We start from the raw sequence: 24053 nt of genomic DNA, 5'->3' as shown, positions 1-24053 counted from the left end.
CGCTGCAGACACAACTGCTGCAGGCCGCCGGCGACGAGGCCGACCTGGAACTGCTCGGTCGCCTGATGCTGCGCACCAGCGCGCGCAACCAGCTCGCCGGACGCGTGCGCCAGATTCAGTCCCACGGCCACAACGACCTCATCGATATCGAACTGCCTGGCGGTGCGCACCTGCAGGCGCAGATCACCCACGACAGCACGGAAAACCTGCAGCTCAGCGCTGGCAGCAGCGTGGTCGCTCTGATCAAGGCCGGCTGGCTGGAGCTGCAGCCGCTGAGCCAGGCGGCAGACGCCGAACGCAATGCACTGGAAGGCCGTATCGAGCAGATCCTGCCGGCCAGCGATGGCCCCAGCGAAGTACGCATGAGCCTGAGCAACGGCCAGACCCTGTGCGCCTCGGTCGAGCCGCAACACCTTGCGACGCTGGGCCTGGTCGTCGGCGACCCGGTGCGCGCGCAATTCGCCGCCAGCCAGGTGCTGCTGGGTACGCAACTGTAGGGCGGGTGATGCTGCATCCGCCCGACGGCCAGACCATCGGCCAGGTACACTGTGCCTCCACCTATGCGGAGCCGCTCATGAGCCACCCCTTCTCCACCCTCACCCCGGATCTGGTGCTCGATGCCGTGGAGAGCCTCGGCTATCTCAGCGACGCCCGCGTATTGGCACTCAACAGCTACGAGAACCGCGTCTATCAGGTGGGCATCGAGGACGAAACGCCGCTGATCGCCAAGTTCTATCGCCCGGACCGCTGGAGCGATGCGGCGATCCGTGAAGAGCACACCTTCAGCCTCGAGCTGGCCGAACACGAAGTGCCGGTGGTGGCGCCACTGCTGCGCGATGGCGAAACGCTGTTCGAGCATGGCGGCTTTCGCTTCGCGTTGTTTCCCCGCCGCGGCGGACGTGCGCCTGAGCCGGGCAATCTCGACCAGCTGTATCGCCTCGGCCAGTTGCTCGGGCGCATGCATGCCATCGCCGCCAGCCGCCCCTTCGCGCATCGCGAAAGTCTGACGGTCAGCGGCTTCGGCCACGCCTCGCTGGCCGCCCTGCTCGACGGCGGCTTCGTACCGCGCAGCCTGCTGCCCGCCTACGAGTCGGTGGCGCGCGACCTGCTCGCCCGTCTCGACGAGCTGTTCGCCCGCGTGCGCTACACGCCGATCCGCCTGCACGGCGACTGCCACCCCGGCAACCTGCTGCACCGCGACGACGCCTTCCATATGGTCGATCTCGACGACTGCCGCATGGGCCCGGCGGTGCAGGACCTGTGGATGATGCTGGCCGGCGAGCGCCACGAACGCCTCGGCCAGCTCGCCGAGCTGGTCGACGGCTATCAGGAATTCCACGACTTCGCCGCCCGCGAACTGCCGCTGATCGAGGGCCTGCGCGCCCTGCGCCTGATGCACCACAGCGCCTGGATCGCCAAGCGCTGGGACGATCCGGCCTTCCCCCTGGCCTTCCCCTGGTTCGCCGGCGAACGCTACTGGGGCGACCAGATTCTCTCTCTGCGCGAACAACTGGCGGCGCTGGACGAGGAGCCGCTGCGGCTGTTCTGAGGCGTCGTTTAGATCCCTCATGTAGGGTGCGCCGTGCGCACCGATGCGGGCGATGCCGAACGGTGAGCAGGTGTATCCGGAACGGCTGGTGCGCACGGCGCACCCTACCTGGACGGCGACCCGCAACGCCGACAGTGGAGTAACCCGGATGCAACCCGGGGCGCCGTTCCCGGATGGCACCGGGCTACGTACTGGGTCGACTGATACAGTTGCGCGCGCTGCGTAAACTTTGCCTTACGACTTTGCCGGCCGCTCGGCATGCGGAAAAACCTGAACGAACAGACAAGGCCGGGGCCAGAGGACTAGAATCTTGCGGCAACCGTTAGCTGCCTAACCAAGGATTTCCGATGGCCACCGCCAACCCGCAACGCGGGTACATTCTGGGCCTTACCGCCTACATCATCTGGGGTCTGTTCCCGCTCTACTTCAAAGCTCTGCAAAGCGTCCCGGCGATGGAGATCATCGTCCACCGGGTGCTCTGGTCGGCGCTGTTCGGCGGCCTGCTGCTGCTCGTCTGGAAACACCCGGGCTGGTGGCGCGAGCTGCGCGACAACCCCAAACGCCTGGCGGTGCTGGCCGGCTGCGGCCTGCTGATCGCCACCAACTGGCTGGTGTACGTGTGGGCGGTGAACAGCGAACGGATGATCGAGGCCAGCCTGGGCTACTACATCAACCCGCTGATCAACGTGCTGCTCGGCCTGCTGATCCTCGGCGAGCGCCTGCGCCGCCTGCAGTGGCTGGCGGTCGGCCTGGCCGCGCTGGGCGTGCTGCAGCAGCTTTGGCAGGTGGGCAGCCTGCCCTGGGTGTCGCTGGTACTGGCGCTGACCTTCGGCTTCTACGGGCTGATCCGCAAGCAGGCGCCGGTGGCAGCACTGCCCGGGCTGGTGGTGGAAACCTGGCTGCTGCTGCCGGTGGCACTGGCCTGGCTGGTGCTGCACCCCGCGGCGATGAGCAGCCAGGCGAGCTTCTGGACCAGCAGCGAGGCGCTCTGGCTGGCGGCGGCCGGCCCCATCACCCTGGTGCCGCTGGTGTGCTTCAACGCCGCGGCGCGGCATCTGCCCTACACCACGCTGGGCTTTCTGCAGTACCTGGCCCCGACCCTGGTGCTGCTGCAGGCCATCCTGCTGTTCGACGAACATTTCTCGCCGAGCACCCTGCTGGCCTTCGCCTGCATCTGGGCCGGGCTGTTTGTATACAGCCTGGATATCTGGCTGAGCCTGCGCAAGCGCTCGAACGCTTAACTCGGCGGTGCGCACGGCGCACCCTACGATTCCGCGCCGAGCATCCTCGTAGGTGCGCCGCGCGCACCGGCTCTCTTTCACTGAACAAAAAACACCCATCCGGCGCCAGGCCTCGCCAACCCTGGCGCTGCGCCTGTCACCCCCGGCTTATCCACAGATCCATCCCCGGCATTTGTGCACAAGCCCTTGATCCTGCTGCATTTTTGGCCAGCCAATGAAAAGCCCCGGGGCACTAGGCAGTGCGCCGGGGCTCCCCAGTTTACCCACAGGCTGATCCACGCCTGCCGTGGATATCAATCCTCGGCGCGCAGATTCAGCTCCACCATCAGATCGTCGGCCAGGGTTTCCAGGCGCGTCTGCAGCTGCTCCAGGGGCAGCGTCTCCGGCACGGCCAACAGCGCTTCGGCGGTGAATAGCAGCTCGCCGCTCATCGGCGCCGGGGCCACTTCGGTCAGCAGGTTCTCCAGATTGACGCCCTGCTCGGCCAGCACGCGGGTGATGTCGCGCACGATACCGGGGCGGTCGTTGCCCACCAGCTCCAGACGAATCGAGGTGAAACGCCCACCCGGCTCGCTACCGCTGGCCGCCAGCTGCACGCGGATGCCCTGGGCACTCAGCGCTTCCAGATCCTTGATCAGACCGCCGTGCGCCTCGGCCGGCACGTCTACCCGCACGATCCCGGCGAACTGCCCGGCCATGCGCGCCATGCGGCTCTCCAGCCAGTTGCCGCCGTGCGCGGCGACGCAGCCGGCCAGACGCTCCACCAGGCCGGGCTGATCCGCGGCAATCACTGTCAATACCAGATGATCCATGTACGGCCTCTCTCATTCATGTAGTGCTAGGGGTTCAATTCTGTAGTGCCAGCCAGTAAGTCAGAAACTGCTCGTCGCGCACATAGCCCAGGCGTTCGTACAGGCGCTGTCCGGCCAGGTTGGTTTTCGCCGTCTCCAGTTGCAGGCCGCAGGCCCCGCTGGCCTCGGCATGGGCGCGCGCCGCGTTCATCAGGGCCTCGCCGACGCCCAGGCGGCGGGCGGACTCGTGCACATACAGATCGCTGAGCAGCCAGGCCGGTTCAAGGGCCAGCGATGACTGGAAGGGGTAGAGCTGGACGAAGCCCAGGGCGACGCCCTGCGCATCACGCGCGATGAACAGCTGCGAGTCGCCGCGTTTCAGGCGCTCGCCGAGAAAGGCGGCGATCTGCGTCTCAGCCTTGGGCACCTCGTAGAAACGCAGGTACCCGGCGAACAGGCGGGTGAGGTCTTCAAGATCGGCAGTAGCGGCGACAGATACCAGCATGACAGGCTCCAACGGCTTGGCCGCAGTATAGGTGAAGGTGGCGTAGGCCATATTCGGCCCGTTGTCAGTAGCCCGCACAATTAATCGTGTACGTTTTTGCTTTTTTTATGAAACAATAGCGACCTTTTTTGAACACAACGCGTACTGCTCGTGACCGTAATCAGTCTTTTGGTCGCGGTCTGACGCACACCCACTGCATTTCCCCGGAATCTTGATGTAGTATGCCGCGCCACGGACTACAAGACGGCCAGACCGTCTCCGACGAGCCTCTCTGAAAGCGCAGGCGTTGACCCGCAGGTCGTTTTCAGAGGTGCCCGAAGCGGCGATTGAGTAAAGCTCAGATAGTGAGGCAAGTGATGACTGAACGCGTTCAAGTCGGTGGCCTGCAGGTCGCCAAAGCCCTGTACGACTTCGTGAACAACGAAGCCATTCCCGGTACCGGCATCGCTGCCGACCAGTTCTGGGCCGGTGCCGCTGCGGTCATCAAGGACCTGGCACCGAAGAACCGTGCCCTGCTGGCCAAGCGCGACGAGCTGCAGGCACAGATCGATGCCTGGCACCAGGCGCGCAAGGGTCAGGCCCATGACGCCGCTGCCTACAAGGCCTTCCTCCAGGAAATCGGCTACCTGCTGCCGGAGCCGGAAGACTTCCAGGCCACCACTGCCAATGTCGACGAAGAGATCGCCCGCCTGGCCGGCCCGCAGCTGGTGGTGCCGGTGATGAACGCGCGCTTCGCCCTGAACGCTTCCAACGCCCGCTGGGGCTCGCTGTACGACGCGCTGTACGGCACTGACGTGATCAGCGAAGAAGGCGGCGCCGAGAAGGGCAAGGGCTACAACAAGGTGCGTGGCGACAAGGTCATCGCCTTCGCCCGCGCCTTCCTCGACGAGGCCGCGCCGCTGGCGGCCGGCTCGCACGTCGATGCCACCGGCTATGCCATCGTCGGCGGCAAGCTGGTCGTCGCCCTCAAGGGCGGCAGCAACAGCGGCCTGCGTGACGACGCGCAACTGGTCGGCTTCCAGGGCGAGGCCAGTGCGCCGATCGCCGTGCTGCTCAAGCACAACGGCCTGCACTTCGAAATCCAGATCGACGCCTCCAGCCCCATCGGCAGCACCGACGCCGCCGGCGTGAAAGACGTGCTGATGGAAGCGGCGCTGACCACCATCATGGACTGCGAAGACTCCGTCGCGGCGGTCGATGCCGACGACAAGGTGGTGGTTTACAAGAACTGGCTGGGCTTGATGAAGGGCGACCTGGCCGAGGAAGTGTCCAAGGGCGGCCAGACCTTCACCCGCACCATGAACCCGGACCGCGTCTACACCCAGCCGGACGGCTCCGAGCTGACCCTGCATGGCCGCTCGCTGCTGTTCGTGCGCAACGTCGGTCACCTGATGACCAACCCGGCCATTCTCGACGCCGAAGGCAACGAGATTCCCGAAGGCATCCAGGACGCGCTGTTCACCAGCCTGATCGCGGTGCACAACCTGATCGGCAACACCACGCGCAAGAACACTCGCACCGGCAGCGTGTACATCGTCAAGCCGAAGATGCACGGCCCGGAAGAAGTCGCCTTCGCCAGCGAAATCTTCGCCCGCGTCGAGGATGTGCTGGGCCTGGCCCGCAACACCCTGAAGGTCGGCATCATGGACGAAGAGCGCCGCACCACCGTCAACCTCAAAGCGTGCATCAAGGCCGCCAGCGAGCGCGTGGTATTTATCAACACCGGCTTCCTCGACCGTACCGGTGACGAGATCCACACCTCCATGGAAGCCGGCGCCGTGGTGCGCAAGGCCGCCATGAAGAGCGAGACCTGGATCGGCGCCTACGAGAACAACAACGTCGACGTCGGCCTGGCCACCGGCCTGCAGGGCCGCGCGCAGATCGGCAAGGGCATGTGGGCCATGCCGGACCTGATGGCGGCGATGGTCGAGCAGAAGATCGCTCACCCGCTGTCCGGCGCCAACACCGCCTGGGTCCCCTCGCCGACCGCCGCCACCCTGCACGCCCTGCACTACCACAAGGTCGACGTGTTCGCCCGTCAGGCCGAACTGGCCAAGCGCACCCCGGCTTCGGTGGACGACATCCTGACCATCCCGCTGGCCAAGGACACCAACTGGAGCGAGGAGGAAATCCGCAACGAGCTGGACAACAACTCGCAAGGCATCCTCGGCTACGTGGTGCGCTGGATCGACCAGGGCGTCGGCTGCTCCAAGGTGCCGGACATCAACGACGTCGGCCTGATGGAAGACCGCGCCACCCTGCGCATCTCCAGCCAGCTGCTGGCCAACTGGCTGCGCCACGGCATCGTCAGCGAGGCGCAGGTGGTCGAAAGCCTCAAGCGCATGGCGCCGGTGGTGGATCGTCAGAACGCCAATGACCCGCTGTACCGCCCGCTGGCCCCGGACTTCGACAACAACGTCGCCTTCCAGGCCGCGCTGGAGCTGGTGGTCGAAGGCACCAAGCAGCCCAACGGCTACACCGAGCCGGTGCTGCATCGCCGTCGTCGCGAGTTCAAGGCCAAGAACGGCCTCTGATTCGCAGCCGCCGCAAGAAAACCGCCCTACGGGGCGGTTTTTCATTGCCCCTCCGCGGGGCCCCCTACTTAGGTGCAATGGGCAAGGTGGCCGATCCGCGCCACACTGCAAGCATTCCGAAGCTGCGAGGCGCAAGCCCATGAGCAAGGCCGATGCCATGGCCGATGCGGGCAAGACCGCGGTGCTGCAGAACATTCACGGCACCATGGAGTTCCTGCAGAAGTTTCCCCCCTTCAACCAGATGGACACCGCCCATCTGGCGTTCCTCGTCGAGCATTGCCAGCTGCGCTTCTACGCCGAGGGCGACTCGATCATCAAGCCGAGCGACGGCCCGGTCGAACACTTCTATATCGTCAAACAGGGTCGCGTGCACGGCGAGCGCCCGCACAGCGCGCGGCGCGGCACCGAAACCACCTTCGAGATCACCGTTGGCGAGTGCTTCCCGCTGGCCGCGCTGATTGGCGAACGCGCCACCCGCACCGAACACCTGGCCGCCGAAGACACCTTCTGCCTGCTGCTGACCAAGCTCGCCTTCGTCAAGCTGTTCGCCGTGTCCAACCCGCTGCGCGACTTCGCCCTGCGCGGGGTCAGCAGCCTGCTCGATCAGGTCAACCAGCAGGTGCAGCTGCGCGCGGTGGAAACCCTCGGCGCGCAATACTCGCTGGACACCCGCCTGGGCGAACTGGCCATGCGTCAGCCCATCGGCTGCGCCCCGCAGACCCCGCTGCGCGAGGCCGTGCGACTGATGCACGAGCAGCACGTAGGCAGCATCGTGGTGGTCGATCCGGACAACCGCCCATTGGGCATCTTCACCTTGCGCGACCTGCGCCGCGTGGTCGCCGACGGCGCCGACCTGGCGCAGCCGATCAGCAACCTGATGACCCCCAGGCCCTTCCACCTGCCCCCGGACGCCAGCGCCTTCGACGCCGCCATCGCCATGACCGAGCGGCATATCGCCCACGTCTGCCTGGTGGACCACGAGAAGCTCTGCGGGGTGATCTCCGAGCGCGACCTGTTCAGCCTGCAGCGCGTCGACCTGGTGCACCTGGCGCGCACCATTCGCCATGCCGGCAAGGTGGAGACCCTGGCCGGGCTGCGCAGCGACATCCGCCTGCTGGTCGACCGCATGCTGGCCCACGGCGCCAGCTCGACGCAGATCACCCATATCGTCACCCTGCTCAACGACCACACGGTCAGCCGGGTGATCGAGCTGACCATCGAGGAGATGGGCGACCCCGGGGTGCCCTTCACCTGGCTGTGCTTCGGCAGCGAGGGCCGCCGCGAGCAGACCCTGCATACCGATCAGGACAACGGCATTCTCTTCGAGGCCGCCGATGCTGCCGAGGCCGCTGCCATTCGCGGGCGCCTGCTGCCGCTGGCCGCCGAGATCAACCAGCGCCTGGCGCAGTGCGGTTTCACCCTGTGCAAGGGCAACATCATGGCCAGCAACCCCGAGCTGTGCCTGTCGCGCCAGGAATGGTCGCGGCGCTTTGCCGGCTTCGTGCTCGAGGCCACGCCGGAGAACCTGCTGGGCTCCACCATCTATTTCGATCTGCGCGCGATCTGGGGCCCGGACGAAGGTTGCGAGCAGCTGCGCGAGGAACTGCTCGGGCGCATCGGCAACAACAGCCTGTTCCAGCACATGATGGCCGAGAACGCCCTGCGCCATCGCCCGCCGGTGGGACGTTTCCGCGACTTCGTGGTGGCGCGCTCGGGCGCCGACAAGGACACCCTGGACCTCAAGGTGCAGGGCCTGACCCCCTTCGTCGATGGCGCCCGCCTGCTGGCCCTGGCCAATCACATCTCTGCGGTGGGCACGCTGGAACGCCTGCGCGCCCTGGTCGCCAAGGGCGTGATTGAGGCCCAGGACGGCGCGGCCTACGAAGAGGCCTACCACTTCATCCAGCAGACCCGCATGCAGCAGCACCAATTGCAGGCACGCGACGAGCAGCCCTACTCCAATCGTCTCGATCCTGACAGTCTGAACCTGCTGGATCGGCGCATCCTTCGCGAATCCTTCCGCCAGGCCCAGCGACTGCAAAGCAGCCTGGCCGTGAGGTATCAGCTATGAGCAAGTTCACCTGGTTCACCGGCCGCGGGCCGGCCCTGACGCAACGACAACTGGAACGCCGCCAGACCCTCGCCACACCGGCGGAAATGGACGAGCGCCCGCTGCATCAGCAGCGTTTCGTCGTGCTCGATCTGGAAACCACCGGCCTCAACATGCGCCGCGACCAGGTGCTGGCGATCGGTGCGGTGGTGATCGACAACGGCGCCATCGACCTGGCTCAGCAGTTCGAGCGCACCCTGCACCTGCCGGATCACCAGGCCAGCGCCAGCACCCTGATTCACGGCATCGCCCCCAGCGAGGTGGCGCGCGGCGTGGAGCCCGTCGAAGCGCTGCTGGACTTCATGGAGTTCGTCGGCAGCAGCCCGGTACTGGCCTTCCATGCCGAGTTCGATCAGCGCATGCTGGCCCGCGCGCTCAAGCAGCACCTGGGCTATCGCCTGCAGCACAGCTTCTTCGACGTCGCCGAGATCGCTCCGCTGCTGTGCCCGCAGTCGCGCATTCGCCAGGGCGGGCTGGACGAGTGGGTCGCCGAATTCGGCCTGCAGGTGCACCAGCGGCACAACGCCAGCGCCGACGCGCTGGTCACCGCCGAATTGGCGCTGATGCTGTTCAGCAAGGCGCGTCGTCAGGGCATCGACAGCCTCTGCGAGCTGGAGCGCCAGCTGTCCAGTCGGCGCCGCCGCCATCACGCCATGTGACCGGCGCACCTCTCGACCGCCACGGCGCAAGCGCAACGCCTCCTGGGCCCTGATCTCTTCACAGCTTCTAGGTGCGCACAGCCTCGGCGGCCCCGCGACACCCTACGGATCGGCGCCCACCCTGCGAAAACCTATAGGTCGCGCATCAGCAGGCCGTATTCCAGCTGCACATCGGCCGGCAACGGCAGATACAGAACGTGGCCATCGCCAGGCGCCACCGACTGTGCCTGCCCCTGTGCATTCTGCAGGTGCTCCAGGCTGAAACGCAGATTGCCCCGCGGCGTCATCAGCTCCAGCCCGTCACCGACAGCGAAGCGGTTCTTCACCCGCACCTCGGCCAGCTCGCCGCGGCGCTCGCCGGTCAGCTCGCCGACGAACTGCTGACGCTCCGACACCGAGCTGCCGCGCTGGTAGTTCTGGTACTCGTCATGCACATGGCGGCGCAGAAAACCCTCGGTGTAGCCGCGATGCGCCAATGACTCGAGACTGTCCAGCAGACCTCTGTCGAACGGCTTGCCGGCCAGCGCATCGTCGATGGCTCGGCGATAGACCTGCGCCGTGCGCGCCACGTAGAAGTGGCTCTTGGTACGCCCCTCGATCTTCAGCGAGTGCACGCCCATGCGCACCAGACGCTCGACGTGCTGCACCGCGCGCAGGTCCTTGGAGTTCATGATGTAGGTGCCGTGCTCGTCTTCGAAGGCGGCCATTTCCTCGCCCGGCCGGCCCGCCTCTTCGAGCACGAAGGCCTGGGCGGTCGGCGCACCCTGACCCAGGGTCGGCTCGACCACGCGGACGATCTCGCCCAGCTCGTTCTCGGCGGCCGGGGTGGCCTGGTACTGCCAGCGGCAGGCGTTGGTGCAGGTGCCCTGGTTGGGGTCGCGGCGGTTGATGTAACCCGACAGCAGACAGCGCCCGGAGTAGGCCATGCACAGGGCGCCGTGGACGAACACCTCCAGCTCCATGCCGGGCACCTCGCGGCGGATCTCCTCGATCTCCTCCAGCGCCAGCTCGCGCGACAGGATCACCCGACTCAGCCCCTGCTGCTGCCAGAACCGCACGCTCGCCCAGTTCACCGCATTGGCCTGCACCGACAGGTGGATCGGCATCTGCGGGTAGTGCTCGCGCACCAGCATGATCAAGCCGGGGTCGGACATGATCAGCGCATCGGGACGCATCTCGATCACCGGCGCCAGGTCCTTGAGGAAGGTCCTGAGCTTGGCGTTGTGCGGGGCGATGTTGACCACCACGTAGAACTGCTTGCCCTGCGCGTGCGCCTCCTTGATGCCGAGGGCCAGATTGGCGTGGTCGAACTCGTTGTTGCGCACCCGCAGGCTGTAACGCGGCTGCCCGGCGTACACCGCATCGGCGCCGTAGGCGAAGGCATAGCGCATGTTCTTCAGGGTGCCGGCAGGCGACAGCAGTTCGGGAAAACGGGGCATGACCGCAAGCTCGAAAAATCAGGGGCTGGCGATTCTATGCAGGAGGCAGGAGTGGATATTGATCTGGATCTATCGGACGCAAAAAAGCGCCCGGGCGAGACGGGAGGTGGTGCGCGCGGCCTAGACGGCCCCGCGACACCCTACGCGCCGGATCTTGCGTAGGGTGCGCCGTGCGCACCGATACCGCCACGCTCAGCGTGCGCTAGCGGCACACCTGCAGGTAGAGCGGATCGTCCTTGCCGATGCGCTTGAGCTGGGCCAGCTGCGGCTGCTTCTGCGCATCGAGCGGCAGCAGCTCGGCGCTCTCGCAGTTGAGCAGATGCGCCTGGTGCGCGACATGATCGACATGCTGCTTCTCGAAGCGATAGAGCATGAATTCGGCCACCGTGTTGCCGTCGAGCTCGCGTTTGACCAGGCTCTTGCTGTCGAGCACGGTGAAGGCGGTGATCATCGGCACGAAGTAGCTCCACGGACGCCAGAACACATGCCCCGCCTCCGTCGCCACCACCACCGATTCCGCGGGTTGACGCGCCTGCTGATGCTCGAACCAGGAGTACTCGTAGAACACCTGATAACCCAGCATCCCCAGACCGCCGAACAGCGGCACGATCCACTTCGGCAGTTTGTTGCGCGTCAGTTTGCGCAGCAGCAGGGCAATACCGGCGGCGCCGAGCCCCGCCACCACGATGGCAAGCAAAGTCCACAACATATGAGTGTTCCCGAAAAAAGACGGGCCTCCACTGGAGGCCCGTCTGTAAGACCCTGGACCATCGACCGATGGCGTCAGGCCAGGATTATGCTTAGTGGCTCAGAGCGGCACCAGCACCTTTGGGAGTACGTACGCTTTCCACCAGATCCTGGATTTCCTGCGGCGGTTCGGCAGTGACCATCGACACGGCGTAAGCCACGGCGAAGTTGATCAGGGCACCGACGGAACCGAAGGAAGCCGGGGAGATACCCATGAACCACTGGTCCGGGGTATTGGGCAGCATGTTGGTCTCCGGAATGAAGAACCAGCCCAGGTAGGTGAAGATGTACAGCAGGGTGACCACCAGGCCGGCGACCATGCCGCAGATCGCGCCCTTGTCGTTCATGCGCTTGGAGAAGATCCCCATCATCAGCACCGGGAACAGGGTTGCAGCCGCGATACCGAAGGCCAGCGCCACCACCTGCGCGGCGAACCCTGGCGGATTCAGACCCAGGTAGGTTGCCAGCAGGATCGCACACGCCATGGAGATCCGCGCTGCGCGCATTTCCCCCTTCTCGCTGATCTTCGGATTGATCAAGGTCTTGATCAGGTCATGACTGATGGCCGAAGAAATCGCCAGCAACAGACCCGCCGCCGTCGACAGTGCCGCAGCGATGGCACCGGCAGCGATCAGACCCACCACCCAGCCGGGCAGGTTGGCGATCTCCGGGTTGGCCAGAACCAGGATGTCGTTGTTCACGGTCAGCTCGTTGCCATTCCAGCCGCGCTCCTGAGCGGTAGCGGTGAAGGCCGGAGCGGCATCGTTGTACATCTGGATACGGCCGTCGCCGTTCTTGTCTTCCCACTTGATCAGGCCGGTCTGTTCCCAGGTCTTGACCCACTCAGGACGTTCTTCGTAGGCCAGCGCCGGGGCAGAAGCGCCCTGCGGATAAATGGTGGTGACCAGGTTCAGACGCGCCATCGAGGCGACTGCCGGAGCGGTGAGGTACAGCAGGGCGATGAACACCAGGGTCCAGCCAGCCGACCAGCGTGCGTCGGAAACCTTCGGCACGGTGAAGAAGCGGATGATCACGTGCGGCAGACCGGCAGTACCGATCATCAGCGACAGGGTGAACAGCACCATGTTCAGCTTGTTGCTGACATCGGCGGTGTAGGCGGAGAAGCCCAGCTCGCGTACCACTTCATCGAGCTTCTGCAGCAGCGGCACGCCGGACTCGACATGATCACCGAACAGGCCCAGCGGCGGAATCGGGTTACCGGTCAGCTGCAGGGAGATGAAGATCGCCGGGATGGTGTAGGCCACGATCAGTACCACGTACTGAGCGACCTGGGTGTAGGTGATGCCCTTCATGCCGCCGAATACGGCATAGGCGAATACCACGCCGGCCGCGATCCAGATACCGGTGGAGTTGCTCACCTCGAGGAAGCGCGAGAAGGCCACGCCAGCACCGGCCATCTGACCGATCACGTAGGTCACGGAGATGATCACCAGGCAGATCACCGCCGTCAGACGCGCACCACGGCTGTAGAAGCGGTCGCCGATGAAATCCGGCACGGTGAACTTGCCGAACTTGCGCAGGTAGGGTGCCAGCAGCATCGCCAGCAGCACGTAGCCGCCGGTCCAGCCCATGAGGAAGGTGGAGTTGGCATAACCACCGGCGGCGATCAGGCCCGCCATGGAAATGAAGGATGCAGCGGACATCCAGTCGGCAGCGGTCGCCATACCGTTGGTGACGGGATGCACACCACCGCCGGCGACGTAGAACTCTTTGGTGGAGCCGGCACGCGCCCAGATGGCGATGCCGATGTAGAGCGCGAAGGACGCGCCTACGAACAACATGTTGATGACGAATTGGCTCATGACCACTTACTCCTCGACGCCAAATTCTTTATCGAGTTTGTTCAGTCTCCACGCGTAGTGAAAAATGAGCCCGATGAAAAAGAGGATGGAACCCTGCTGTGCGAACCAGAATCCGAGGTCGGAACCGCCAACCGAGATTCCCGCCAGCATCGGCCGGAGAATCATGGCGAACCCGTAGGAAACCAGCGCCCAGATAACTAGGCTCCAGGTGATGAGCCGCACGTTGGCCTTCCAGTAGGCCGCGGCATTTGCTTGTTCAGAAGTCATAGACGCCTCCGGTTATTGTTATTCTGATGCAGCTTCAAGCTAGCAGCAGGCCAGCCAAGACCGACAGATAGACATTGGTATTAGCCGCATCGCGAGGTTTCGGGCACTCAGGGCAAACGCTGAAACTGTAGAAGAAAAAACGCATCTTCCAAGCCGCCTACTGCGACAAATGTGCATTTGATAATGATTCTCTGAAAAACTAGAATCCCGGGCCCTCCCCTGTCTTCCGCCCCAAGGATTCACTCATGCGACGCCTGGTCGTACCGCTTCTCGCCCTACCCGCCTTCGCCTGCCACACCGCCTTCGCCAGCACGGACAGCGACACGCCGCTGGCACTGGAGGAAATGCAGATCACCGCCCCTACGGAGCAAGCCGATGGGCCGGTCGACGGCTATCGCGCCACCCGCTCGGCCAGCGCGACGCGCACCGATACGCCGATCCATGAAATCCCGCAGTCGATCAGCGTGGTGCCGGCGCAGGTGGTGCAGGACGTCGGCGCGGTGCGCCTGGAAGATGCGCTGGATTACGCCGGCGGCGTGGAGCGCGGCAACAACTTCGGTGGCCAGGGTCTGACCGAATTTCTGATTCGCGGCTTCACCAGCCAGGAGTTCTACCGCAACGGTTTCGCCGTCAACCGTGGCTACCCGAACATGCCCGACGCCAGCACCATCGAGCGCATCGAAGTGCTGCGCGGCCCGGCGGCCATGCTCTACGGCCGTAGCGATCCGGGCGGCACCTTCAACATCGTCAGCAAGCAGCCGCAGGCCGAGCGCCGCACCGTGCTGGGCAGCCAGGTCAACAGCGAAGGTCTGCGCCGCGGCACGCTGGACACCACCGGTGCGCTGGACGAACAGGCCGCCTTCACCTACCGCCTGAACCTGGTGGCCGAGGGCGGCGACAGCTTCCGCGATGACGTCGAGAGCGAGCGCTACAACGTCGCCCCGGTGCTGCGCTGGCAGCTCAACGAAGACACCGCCGTCACCCTCGAAGGCGACTACCTGCACAACCGCCACCCGCTCGACCGTGGCGTCACCCGCTACTCCAACCAGAACGGCAAGCTGCCGCGCGACCGCTTCCTCGGCGAGGAATCCGCCGGCAAGCTGACCAACGAGAACGCCACTACCCAGCTGCGCATCGAACACCTGCTGAGCGATAGCTGGACCCTGCGCGGCGGCGTGCAGTACCTCGATGGCGAGATCCATGGCGGCGCCGTGGAGAACAACAGCAACGCCTACACCGGCTTGCCTGCAGGCGCCAGCAGCATCGGGCGCAACTACAACGAGCGCTGGCTGAACTGGAACGACGTCAATGCCCAGGCCAACGCCGAAGGCAACTTCGACCTTGGCGGCTTCGCCCATACCCTGCTGGTGGGCGTGGAGTACGACAAGTTCAACTACAACTCGCTGATCATCCGTTCGCCGGGCGGCGGCGCCTATCCTATCGACCTGTACAACCCGGTACACGGCCAGCCGCTGCCGGCGTTGACCCGCACCACCACCCACGACAGCGAGAACCTCGAGTCCTACGCCTTCTTCGTCCAGGACCAGATCGCCCTGACCGAACGCCTCAAGGCGCAACTGGGTGCACGTATCGAGCGTTTCGAGCAGAGCTATAACGACAAGCTCAATCCCAGCGGCAACTGGGATCAGGCGCATAACGCCGTCTCGCCGCGCTTCGGCCTGATCTACGACCTCACCGACGAACTGGCGGTGTTCGCCAACACCTCGCGCTCGTTCAAGCCCAACCGCGGCGCCGATCGCCTCGGCAATGCCTTCGACCCGGAAAAGGGCATCGCCCATGAACTCGGCATCAAGTACGACATGGCCGACCGCGACCTGAGCCTGACCGCGGCGATGTTCCATATCGTCAAGGAAAACGTGCTGACCAGCGACCCGCTGGATGCCACCCGCAGCATTGCCGCCGGCGAAGTGCGCAGCCGTGGCTTCGATATCAATCTGGCCGGCAACATCACCCCGCAGTGGCGGGTGATCGGCGGCTATGCCTACGTTGACGCCGAAGTCACCGAAAGCACCAGCGCCACCATGCCGGTGGGGTCGCGCCTGGCCAACGTGCCGCGACACAGCTTCAACCTGCTCGATACCTACGAGTTCGACGGCGGCCCGCTGGCCGGCCTGGGCCTGGGCATCGGCCTGAAGTACGTCAGCGAGCGCCAGGGCCAGACCAGCAACAACACCTTCGACATGGACGGCTACGGCCTGGTCGACCTGCTGGCCTACTACCCGCTGACCGAGAACGTGCGGCTGAACCTCAATCTGAACAATGTGTTCGACAAGCACTACGAGGAACGTGCGTGGAACGCCTGGGCCTACCCGGGTGAACCACGCACGCTGCAGGCGGGGATTTCGGTCAGCCTGTAAAGCCAAGCGCCAGGTGAACGCGGTTCACCTGGCTTGCCACCTCGTAGCCCGGATGCAATCCAGGGATGGCCTGTTGTGCCGTGCCCGGATTGCATCCGGGCTACGTGCCTTCAGAGCGGGTCGGAGACCAGCTCGATTGGCAGCAGATAGCGTTCGTCGCCGTATTCAAGACGAAACTGATCGGAGCGGGGTTCGTCCTCGAGCGTCCGGCATTCGGCATCGACCGTCACCATGCGCCTGCCAGTATGAGTACGTTTGAAAAGCAGGTCGCGGTAACCATCTCGGCCAACCTTGCCCGTGACGATAAGCACGCCCTTGGCCTCGCCAAACGAGGCAATGCAATCGTCGTCTCGTTCACCGCCAAAGCTCTCCACTACCAGCGCCCCCATCAATGAGCGCAACCCTTGCTCTTGCAACTCGTAGAGTGTGAGCTCGGCTTCCGCGAAGGGATTCATGCGCGACCCGTTGCGACGACTGATGCGAACGCCAAAGGCGAGGTCATCCCCACGCAGGCGATAAGGCGCGGTGTCCAGGGCCAGCCTGTCTACATAGATCGCATCCCAATCCAGCTGGTTTGGCTCGATCAGGCGTGCCAAGAAGGTTTGTCTGGCGTTATCCAGCACCAGCACTTCAAGATCCGCCTCGCCATGACTGTCGTGCTCCGCGCGCACCAGCGGCATCGCGATCAAGGTCAGCCCAGGCCGCGCCGGCCAGACCTTGCAGATGCTTTGTTCGACATCCACCCGGTAACGTCCACGCTCGTCCTGCAGCACCTGGCCCGTTGCATGGCCCGGGTGGGCCTGTTCGATCCAGGCAGGCAGTTGCTGCCGGCAATCGTCGGCCTGCGCTGCAGCGACCAGCAGCAGGCCGCAGCACGCGGCGAAAACCATACGGTTCATCCCTGAGCTCCTTGCTATTCATCCGGACGCGACAGTCTAAGCCGGGCCTTGGCCGCTGCCCACCGGACGCCAGCGAAACGCCATTAATCCCCGCTCCTTCCCCGCCCTACGCCCTCGCAAAACGCCGCACAGAGGATGTGCCACCCGGCCGCCCTGGCCAGTATCGCCTCGCTGGAAGAAGTACCCACAACAACAACCAGGGACGCACACCATGCACGATTCGAGATTGCCGCGGTATCTACTCGGCCTGCTGCTCGCAGGCTCCACCCTGGCCGGCGCCGAGCCGCTGCAGCCCGGCCCCGACGAGGCGCTGCTGTACTACCAGCGTAGCGACGGCGACTACGCCGGCTGGGGCCTGCACCTGTGGAACACCCCGCAATGCAGCGGTGTGCGTGACGGCACCAGCTGGGACCGACCGCTGGCGCCGGCCGGCGTCGATGCCGAGCATGGCGCCTGGTTCAGCATTGCGCTGACGGCCGACGCCAGCTGCCTGAACCTGATCATGCACCGCGGCGACGACAAGGACCTGGGCGGCGGCGACCTGATCTGGCGCCTCGACGAGCTGGGCCGACGCGCCTTCAGCCAGAGCGGCAGCGCACAGCTGTCGGCCACCCCCATCGTCGGCACACCGCTGGCCATCGACGGCGCCCGCGCGCACTGGCTCGATCCCTTCACCCTGGTGCTGCACGGTGACAGTGCGGCGGCGCGGCTGGAGCTGCGCTACGCGCCGCAGGCCGATATCCGCATCGACGGCGAGCAGCGCAGCGTCAGCGGTGGCCGCGCCATCGCCCTGCGCCCCGGCAGACTCAACGCAACGCTCAAGGCCAGGTTCCCGCATCTGGCCGAACAGCCGGCCTACCGCCTGGAGGTCGGCGCCAAGACCCTGCGCAGCGCGCTGAAGAGCCAGCTGCTGGTGCTCGCCTACGACCAGGACGAACGCCTGCTCAGCGCCACCCAGGTGCAGACGCCCGGCGTGCTCGATGCGCTCTATGCCTACTCCGGCCCGCTGGGCGCCGAAGTCACCAGGCATGACGTGCGTTTTCGCCTCTGGGCCCCCAGCGCCCAGCGTGTGCGCTTGCATGCCTTCGACCGCAAGAAACGCCTGCTGCCCGGCTTCCCCAAAGAGATGCGCGAGCATCACGGCGTGTGGACCTACAGCGGGCCGAAGCAGCTGGACCGCGCCTACTACCAGTACGAGGTGAGCGTCTATCACCCCGTCAGCGGCCGCATCGAAACCAGCCTGACCAGCGACCCTTACGCCCTCAGCCTGTCGCGCAACAGTCAGTACGCCCAGGTGGTGGATCTGGACGCCGCCGACCTCAAGCCGGCCGGCTGGGACAGCCTGCGCCCGCCGCGCGCGGCCAAGCCCGAGGCGCGGGTGATCTACGAGACCCACGTGCGCGACTTCAGCGCCAGCGACAGCGCGCTGCCGGCCGCCCAGCGCGGCACCTACCTGGCCTTCACCCAGCCCACCAGCCGCGGCGTGCAACACCTGCAGGAGCTGCGCAAGGCCGGGCTGACCGACGTACAGCTGCTGCCGGTATTCGATATCGCCACGGTGGACGAAGACCCGGCCAAGCGCGTCGACCTGGACGAGCCCTTCGCCAAGCTCTGCGCGCTGTCGGCCAGCGCCCGGCGCAACTGGGCCGGCTACTGCAACGCCGGGAGCATCCGCGAGGTGCTGCAGGGCTTCGACCCGGCCAGCAGCGACGCCCAGGCGCTATACGCCGACCTGCGTGCGCTGGACTCCTTCAACTGGGGCTACGACCCCTTCCACTACACGGTGCCGGAGGGCAGCTACGCCAGCGATGCCGAGGGCGTGGCGCGCATCCGCGAGTTCCGACGCATGGTCCAGGCGCTGGCGGAGATGGGCCTGACCACGGTGATGGACGTGGTCTACAACCACACCCACGCCTCGGGCCTGGGCGAGCAATCGGTGCTCGACAAGCTGGTGCCCGGCTACTACCACAGGCGCCACCCGGTAACCGGCGCGGTGGAACGCTCCACCTGCTGCGACAACACCGCGTCCGAGCACCTGATGATGGAAAAGCTGATGATCGACTCGCTGCGCGTCTGGGCGCGCGACTACAAGATCGGCGGCTTTCGCTTCGACCTGATGGGCCACCATATGCGCAGCAACCTGACCAGGGCCCACAAGGCGGTGCGCCAGATCGACCCGCAGACCTACCTCTACGGCGAGGGCTGGAACTTCGGCGAGGTGGCCGATGGCGCCCGCGGCGTCAACGCCATCCAGGCCAACATGGCCGGCACCGGTATCGGCACCTTCAACGACCGCCAGCGCGACGCCGTGCGTGGCGGCAGCCCGTTCGACGGCGGCGACAGCCTGCGGCGCTTCCAGGGCTTCGCCAACGGTCTCTACCTGCTGCCCAACGAGCTCAATAGTGGCAGCGCCGGGGAACAGGCCGAGCTGCTCAGGCTGAAGGATCTGATCCGCGTCGGCATCGCCGGCGGTCTGCGCGACTACCGCTTCGAGAGCGCCGATGGCAGCCGCCGGCGCGGCGCCGAGATCGACTACAACGGCCAGCCGGCCGGCTACACCCTCGATCCGCAGGAAACCGTCAACTACGTCTCCAAGCACGACAACCAGACCCTGTGGGACATCAACCAGTACAAGCTGCCCGCCTCCCTCTCCAGCGCCGAACGGGTGCGCCTGCAGCTGCTCGGCCTGGCCGTACCGCTATTGAGTCAGGGTGTGCCCTTCATCCACATGGGCTCGGACATCCTCCGCTCCAAGTCGATGGAGCGTGACAGCTACGACTCCGGCGACTGGTTCAACGCGGTGGACTTCACCTACCAGGACAACAGCTGGAATAGAGGATTGCCACGTGAAGACAAGGACGGCGAGAACTGGCCGCTGATCCGCCAGATCATCGCCGACGCCAACGCCAAGCCGAGCAGTGCCGATATCCTCGCGGCCAGGCGGCAGTTCCTCGAACTGCTGCGCATCCGCAGCGGCAGCCCGCTGTTCCAGCTCGACAGCGCCGCCGAGATCGACCGGCGCCTGCGCTTTCACAACACCGGCCCCGACCAGCTGCCCGGCGTGATCGCCTTCAGCCTGGACGACGGCCGCGGCACAGGCCGCGATCTCGATCCGCGGCACGAGGCGCTGATGGTGGTGTTCAACGCCGGCGCCGAGCCGATCAGCCTGCCCGGCGCCCAACCCGGCCATCGTCTGCACCCGGTGCAACGCGACTCCAGCGACGCCCGCATCCGCCAGGCCAAGGTGGAGAACGGCCAGTTCCAGGTGCCCGGGCTGAGTGTGGCGGTGTTCGTTCTGCCGCAGGAAAAGCGGCGCTAAACCCTGGCGCCGCTGGCTCGGCATTCGCTTCGTAGGGTGCGCTGTGCGCACCGGCCATGGAGACGGAAACGTTGGTGCGCGCGGCGCACCCTGCGGCAGAGCCCATGGTCTGGGCATTCGAGTAGGGTGCGCTGTGCGCACCAGGCCTCCGCTTGCCGACGGTGGGTATGGTGGTCAAGCGGGGCTTCGGTGGCCCATGCAAGGGCAAAAACCCCGGTTGCTAGCGGTGCGCACGGCGCACCCTACGACCGCGTAGGGCGGGTGCAACCCGCCGGATTTCCTGCCGCTTCGCGCGGCGCAAATAGCGCCGCGATCCGCCGTGCCAGGCGGCGTCCGACGCGCGCATCCTCGCGCAAGCCGATATGCCCGCTCATGCCCGGTACCACAGGCGCATAAAGCCCAGCGCCAGCAGCAGCCCGAGCTGGCCGAGCGCGGCGCACAGCGCCAGGAAGGAGCGCAGGCTGCTGTTGCTGGCGGCATCCGGCAGGCCGCTCAGGGTGCTCCAGAAACCTTCCGGCAGCAGCACCAGGCTCAGGTGAGCCAGCGGCTTGCCGGTCAGCAGCAGACCGTCGATCAGGTTGAACCAGCCGAAGAACATCAGGCCGATCAGGATCATCACCGCCACCACCAGGCCCAGGGCCAGGCAGGCGGAAAACTGCATCAATGCACGCATGGGGTCAGCTCCAGATTGGGGGCGCGGCCTGCGCCGCGCCGGTTGGATTCAGGCTTGCGGGGCGGCGCGGCCGACGCCATACCAGTCCAGCTTGCGGGTCAGCACCATGATGCTGCCGAGCACGCCGAACACCAGCAGCGAGCCCATCAGCAGGGCGTAGTCCTCGGCGCTGAGCAGGCCGTAGAGCATCGCGTACAGCGCTGCCAGCAGGCCGGCGAAACCCGCGCCGCGCTGCCAGCTGTGCAACACGAAACTGACGTAGAAGCCGATCAGGCCGACGCAGGCGCTGGCGGACAGGACATAGGCCAGGGCGAAGTGCAGATGCTCCGACAGCGACAGCAGCAGCAGGTAGAACAGCGCCAGCGACAGGCCCACCAGGGTGTACTGCACCGGGTGCACGGCCAGACGCTTGAGCACCTCGAAGAGGAAGAAGGCGGCGAAGGTCAGGGCGATGAACAGCAGCGCGTATTTGATCGCGCGGTCGGTCTTCAGGTACTGGTCCACCGGGTCGACGAAGCTCACCCCGAAGTTGCGCCCGAACAGGCCCTGGCACTGCTCACGGCGCACGCAGTTGTCCAGCGCCTCCTCCAGGTTGGTGGCGAAGAAGCTGGTCTGCCACTGCGCGTTGAAGCCCTGCTCGCTGACTTCACGCTGGCTCGGCAGGTACTCACCGACGAAGCTCGGGTGTAGCCAGGGCGAGTTGAGGCTGACCCGGCTGTCGCGGCCTACCGGCACCACGGCGAGCTGCTCGGTGCCCTGCAACTTGAGGTCGAAGGCAAACGCCAGGGTCTGCCCACCCTGTGCGTCGAGCGCCGGCAGCGGTGCATGCACGCCGGCCCCGAAACGGCTGTCGCCGGTGCCGGGGGCGAAACTCAGGGTCTGGCCGTTGAGCTGCAGTTGCAGGTCGTTGCTGATGCCGCGGATATCGCTGATGCCGACGGCGAGAAAGGGCGCCTCGAAGCGATAGAAACCCAGCTCGTCGCCCAGGCCGAAGCGTGACGGCAGACGGAACTGGCCGCTGATGCGGGTATCGGCCCGGTACAGGCGCGCCTCGTAGATGCCACGCGCACGCAGTTCGGTGTTCACCGCGCCATCGAGCACGAAGCGATCGGGCAGGAAGTACAGGCGCCCGCTGCGCTGACGCTCCTCCAGATAGCGCTCGCCGGTCTTCTCATGGGTTTTCCATTCGTGGATGGTCTTGACGTAAGGCAGCACCAGGATCGGCCCGGTGATCTGCTGGCGATAGCTGGAACTGCGCGCAATGTCCTGCAGCACCTCGTGGCGCAGGCCCTGTCGCTCATCGACCAGCCCGTCGATCATCAGCAGGGGAATCATCAACAGCAGCATCAACAGGGCGATGGCGCCCAGCTTGAAACCCAGGGTACGGCTCATGGCACGGCTCTCCGTAGCGAGTGAAGGTACGGCAGAGTCTGGGCGGCGCGGATGGTCGCTTTATGGAGCGCGGATGGAGGGCAGATGGAGAATGCGTGGAGTTCTAGACGCCGCAAACACGCGTGATTGCACGCTTACAGCGGCAGCGCGACCGTTCGTCAATTCCACTGGAAGACAGAGATTTCTGCACTAAGGTACTAACTCACTTGTTGCTCACAAGGCGACCGGTAACCGGTTTCATCACGATTTATCCAATCTGATTAAGGGACAGACATGAACGAGCGCCAATGGATTTGCGTGGCCAGCGCCTGCTTGCTGCTGGCCAGCACCAACCTGTTCGCCCACGGCTATATCAAGCAACCTGAAGCACGCGGCTACCTGTGCAAGCTGGGTGAAAACAGCGGATGCGGTGCAGTGCAATGGGAACCGCAAAGCCTGGAAGGCTACTCCGGCTTCCCGCAAAGTGGCCCCGCCGATGGCCAGATCGCCAGCGCCGGGCTGGCACAATTCGCCCCCCTCAACGAACAGACCGTCAGCCGCTGGGCCAAACGCCCCATTCAGGCGGGACCGACGAACTTCACCTGGCGCTTCACCGCCAACCATGTCACGCGCAACTGGCGCTACTACATCACCCGCCCCGACTGGTTGGCCAATCAGCCGTTGAACCGCGCCGCGTTCGAGCTGGTACCGTTCTGCGTGGTCGATGGCGGCATGCGCCAGCCGCCGCAGGAAGCCACCCACAACTGCGATGTACCGCCGCGCGAAGGCTATCAGGTGATTCTGGGCGTCTGGGAAGTGGGCGATACGCCGATGAGCTTCTACAACGTGATCGACGTGATGTTCGGCGATGTGATGACACCGCCCGATCCGTCCGCCTGGCACGTCAAGGGCATGCTCTACCCCTCGGTGGATCTGCAAGTCGGCGACCAGGCGCTGACCCGTATATTCGATGCCGGCGGTGAGCGCAGTGACTTGCAGACGCGCCTGCAGATTGAAACCAGCGAGCAAGGCCAGCGCAACCAGTGGACCTACCTGCTGGCCAGCCGGATCAACCAGCAACAGAGCCAGCTCAAAGCCGGTCAGCGCGGCAGCAACGGCGCAATCGAGCCGGTGTACGGCCAGAACAGCCTGTTTGCTCGCGCCGACAGCGGCATCCAGCGCATCGAAGTGCAGATCGACAAGGCCGCTGCCCCTGACCACGAACTGTTGGTCGATGGCCTGCAGCCCAGCTATCGCATCCGCGGCAGCCAGCTGCGGCTTGACTTCAACGTCACCGCCGTGGGGGCGCTGCAGATCAGCAGCTACCTCTACGACCACGACGGCAATGCCAAAGGCTTTGCCGCCGCCGAGCTGACCAACAGTAGCCAGCCCTTGAGCATAGAGGTCGACAACCCTGCGCCTGGTCATCACCAACTGGTGGTCAGCGCCAGAGTGGCCGGCGGCGAGGAACTGTTTCAGAAAACCTTCGACATGATGTTCGTCGCAGACGACGACAGCGCCAACTACGACTTCACCTTCCCTGACGGCCTGCGCAGTTACACCGCCGGCACCCGGGTACTGCAACCCAAGACGGGAAAGCTGTATCAGTGTCGTCCCTTTCCGCAGAGTGGCTATTGCACGCAGTGGTCAGCCGCCTCGACCCAGTTCGAGCCCGGCATCGGCAGCCATTGGCAGGACGCCTGGATAGCAGACTGAGACAAGCACCGCGCCAGCCGAACTGTTTGGCT

18 protein-coding genes are annotated in these 24053 nt (G+C 65.4%); 9 read left to right on the top strand and 9 right to left on the bottom strand.

What is annotated here, in order from left to right; all coding sequences use genetic code 11:
• From N7333_RS07905 to rarD, 3 genes are all read left to right on the top strand, one after another.
• On the top strand, nt 1-497 hold a 497-nt coding region (locus N7333_RS07905; protein WP_279858626.1), incomplete at its 5' end, for a TOBE domain-containing protein.
• A gap of 77 nt (nt 498-574) precedes the next feature.
• Nucleotides 575-1549 (top strand): serine/threonine protein kinase, encoded by a 975-nt coding sequence (locus tag N7333_RS07900; protein ID WP_129482540.1) that lies wholly within the window; start codon nt 575-577, stop codon nt 1547-1549.
• A 347-nt stretch (nt 1550-1896) separates the two neighbouring features.
• Nucleotides 1897-2790 (top strand): EamA family transporter RarD, encoded by an 894-nt coding sequence (gene rarD / locus N7333_RS07895; RefSeq protein WP_004373659.1) that lies wholly within the window; start codon nt 1897-1899, stop codon nt 2788-2790.
• A 293-nt stretch (nt 2791-3083) separates the two neighbouring features.
• Here the strand turns inward: rarD and N7333_RS07890 are convergent, their stop codons facing one another.
• Entirely contained in the window at nt 3084-3602 is a 519-nt protein-coding gene (locus N7333_RS07890; protein WP_004373661.1) for an ACT domain-containing protein, read from the bottom strand.
• Nucleotides 3603-3636: 34 nt separating this feature from the next.
• Nucleotides 3637-4086, bottom strand: coding sequence for a GNAT family N-acetyltransferase (locus tag N7333_RS07885; protein WP_004373663.1), 450 nt, complete (start codon nt 4084-4086; stop codon nt 3637-3639).
• A gap of 356 nt (nt 4087-4442) precedes the next feature.
• Between N7333_RS07885 and N7333_RS07880 the strand changes: the two genes are divergently transcribed.
• The 3 genes from N7333_RS07880 (at nt 4443) to N7333_RS07870 (ending at nt 9389) form a co-directional block, all read left to right on the top strand.
• The gene (locus N7333_RS07880) at nt 4443-6620 is read left to right on the top strand and encodes a malate synthase G (RefSeq protein ID WP_129482539.1); all 2178 of its coding nucleotides are present in this window, start codon (nt 4443-4445) and stop codon (nt 6618-6620) included.
• Nucleotides 6621-6759: 139 nt separating this feature from the next.
• Nucleotides 6760-8691 carry a putative nucleotidyltransferase substrate binding domain-containing protein gene (locus N7333_RS07875; RefSeq protein WP_012019933.1) on the top strand — a complete coding sequence of 644 codons (1932 nt, stop codon included), beginning with the start codon at nt 6760-6762 and terminating at the stop codon, nt 8689-8691.
• Entirely contained in the window at nt 8688-9389 is a 702-nt protein-coding gene (locus N7333_RS07870) for a 3'-5' exonuclease (protein WP_129482538.1), read from the top strand. Before N7333_RS07875 ends, N7333_RS07870 begins: the two co-directional genes overlap by 4 nt.
• 131 nt (nt 9390-9520) lie before the next feature.
• On the opposite strand, the gene yegQ is transcribed toward N7333_RS07870, so the two are convergent.
• The 4 genes from yegQ to N7333_RS07850 form a co-directional block, all read right to left on the bottom strand.
• A complete protein-coding gene (yegQ, locus tag N7333_RS07865) occupies nt 9521-10828 on the bottom strand; it encodes a tRNA 5-hydroxyuridine modification protein YegQ (protein WP_129482537.1) in 1308 nt (435 codons plus the stop codon).
• Between the two features lie 202 nt (nt 10829-11030).
• Nucleotides 11031-11537: a hypothetical protein gene (locus N7333_RS07860; protein ID WP_096825416.1), complete on the bottom strand. Its 507-nt coding sequence runs from the start codon at nt 11535-11537 to the stop codon at nt 11031-11033.
• A gap of 91 nt (nt 11538-11628) precedes the next feature.
• Nucleotides 11629-13398, bottom strand: a complete 1770-nt coding sequence (locus N7333_RS07855) for a sodium:solute symporter family protein (RefSeq protein WP_004373676.1) — start codon at nt 13396-13398, stop codon at nt 11629-11631.
• A 6-nt stretch (nt 13399-13404) separates the two neighbouring features.
• Nucleotides 13405-13665: a DUF4212 domain-containing protein gene (locus N7333_RS07850; protein ID WP_004373678.1), complete on the bottom strand. Its 261-nt coding sequence runs from the start codon at nt 13663-13665 to the stop codon at nt 13405-13407.
• A 245-nt stretch (nt 13666-13910) separates the two neighbouring features.
• Here N7333_RS07850 and N7333_RS07845 point away from each other — a divergent pair, with 245 nt between their 5' ends.
• On the top strand, nt 13911-16043 hold the full coding sequence (locus N7333_RS07845) for a TonB-dependent receptor (RefSeq protein ID WP_129482536.1): 2133 nt from the start codon (nt 13911-13913) through the stop codon (nt 16041-16043).
• Between the two features lie 110 nt (nt 16044-16153).
• Here N7333_RS07845 and N7333_RS07840 read toward each other — a convergent pair whose 3' ends face one another.
• Nucleotides 16154-16942, bottom strand: coding sequence for a hypothetical protein (locus N7333_RS07840; RefSeq protein WP_279858624.1), 789 nt, complete (start codon nt 16940-16942; stop codon nt 16154-16156).
• Nucleotides 16943-17153: 211 nt separating this feature from the next.
• Here N7333_RS07840 and pulA point away from each other — a divergent pair, with 211 nt between their 5' ends.
• On the top strand, nt 17154-20261 hold the full coding sequence (pulA, locus tag N7333_RS07835; protein WP_129482535.1) for a pullulanase-type alpha-1,6-glucosidase: 3108 nt from the start codon (nt 17154-17156) through the stop codon (nt 20259-20261).
• Nucleotides 20262-20631: 370 nt separating this feature from the next.
• Here the strand turns inward: pulA and N7333_RS07830 are convergent, their stop codons facing one another.
• Nucleotides 20632-20934, bottom strand: a complete 303-nt coding sequence (locus tag N7333_RS07830) for a hypothetical protein (protein ID WP_012019939.1) — start codon at nt 20932-20934, stop codon at nt 20632-20634.
• A 48-nt stretch (nt 20935-20982) separates the two neighbouring features.
• Nucleotides 20983-22326 (bottom strand): cell envelope integrity protein CreD, encoded by a 1344-nt coding sequence (creD, locus tag N7333_RS07825; RefSeq protein ID WP_129482534.1) that lies wholly within the window; start codon nt 22324-22326, stop codon nt 20983-20985.
• A 273-nt stretch (nt 22327-22599) separates the two neighbouring features.
• Here creD and gbpA point away from each other — a divergent pair, with 273 nt between their 5' ends.
• The gene (gene gbpA / locus N7333_RS07820) at nt 22600-24021 is read left to right on the top strand and encodes an N-acetylglucosamine-binding protein GbpA (RefSeq protein ID WP_129482533.1); all 1422 of its coding nucleotides are present in this window, start codon (nt 22600-22602) and stop codon (nt 24019-24021) included.
• The last annotated feature ends 32 nt before the right edge of the window (nt 24022-24053 follow it).

The sequence above is a fragment of the Pseudomonas sp. GD04158 genome, from assembly GCF_029834875.1.
Taxonomy (GTDB): domain Bacteria; phylum Pseudomonadota; class Gammaproteobacteria; order Pseudomonadales; family Pseudomonadaceae; genus Aquipseudomonas; species Aquipseudomonas hydrolytica.
The sequence above is the reverse complement of the archived record's forward strand: the minus strand, read 5'-3'. Positions and strand labels throughout refer to the sequence as shown.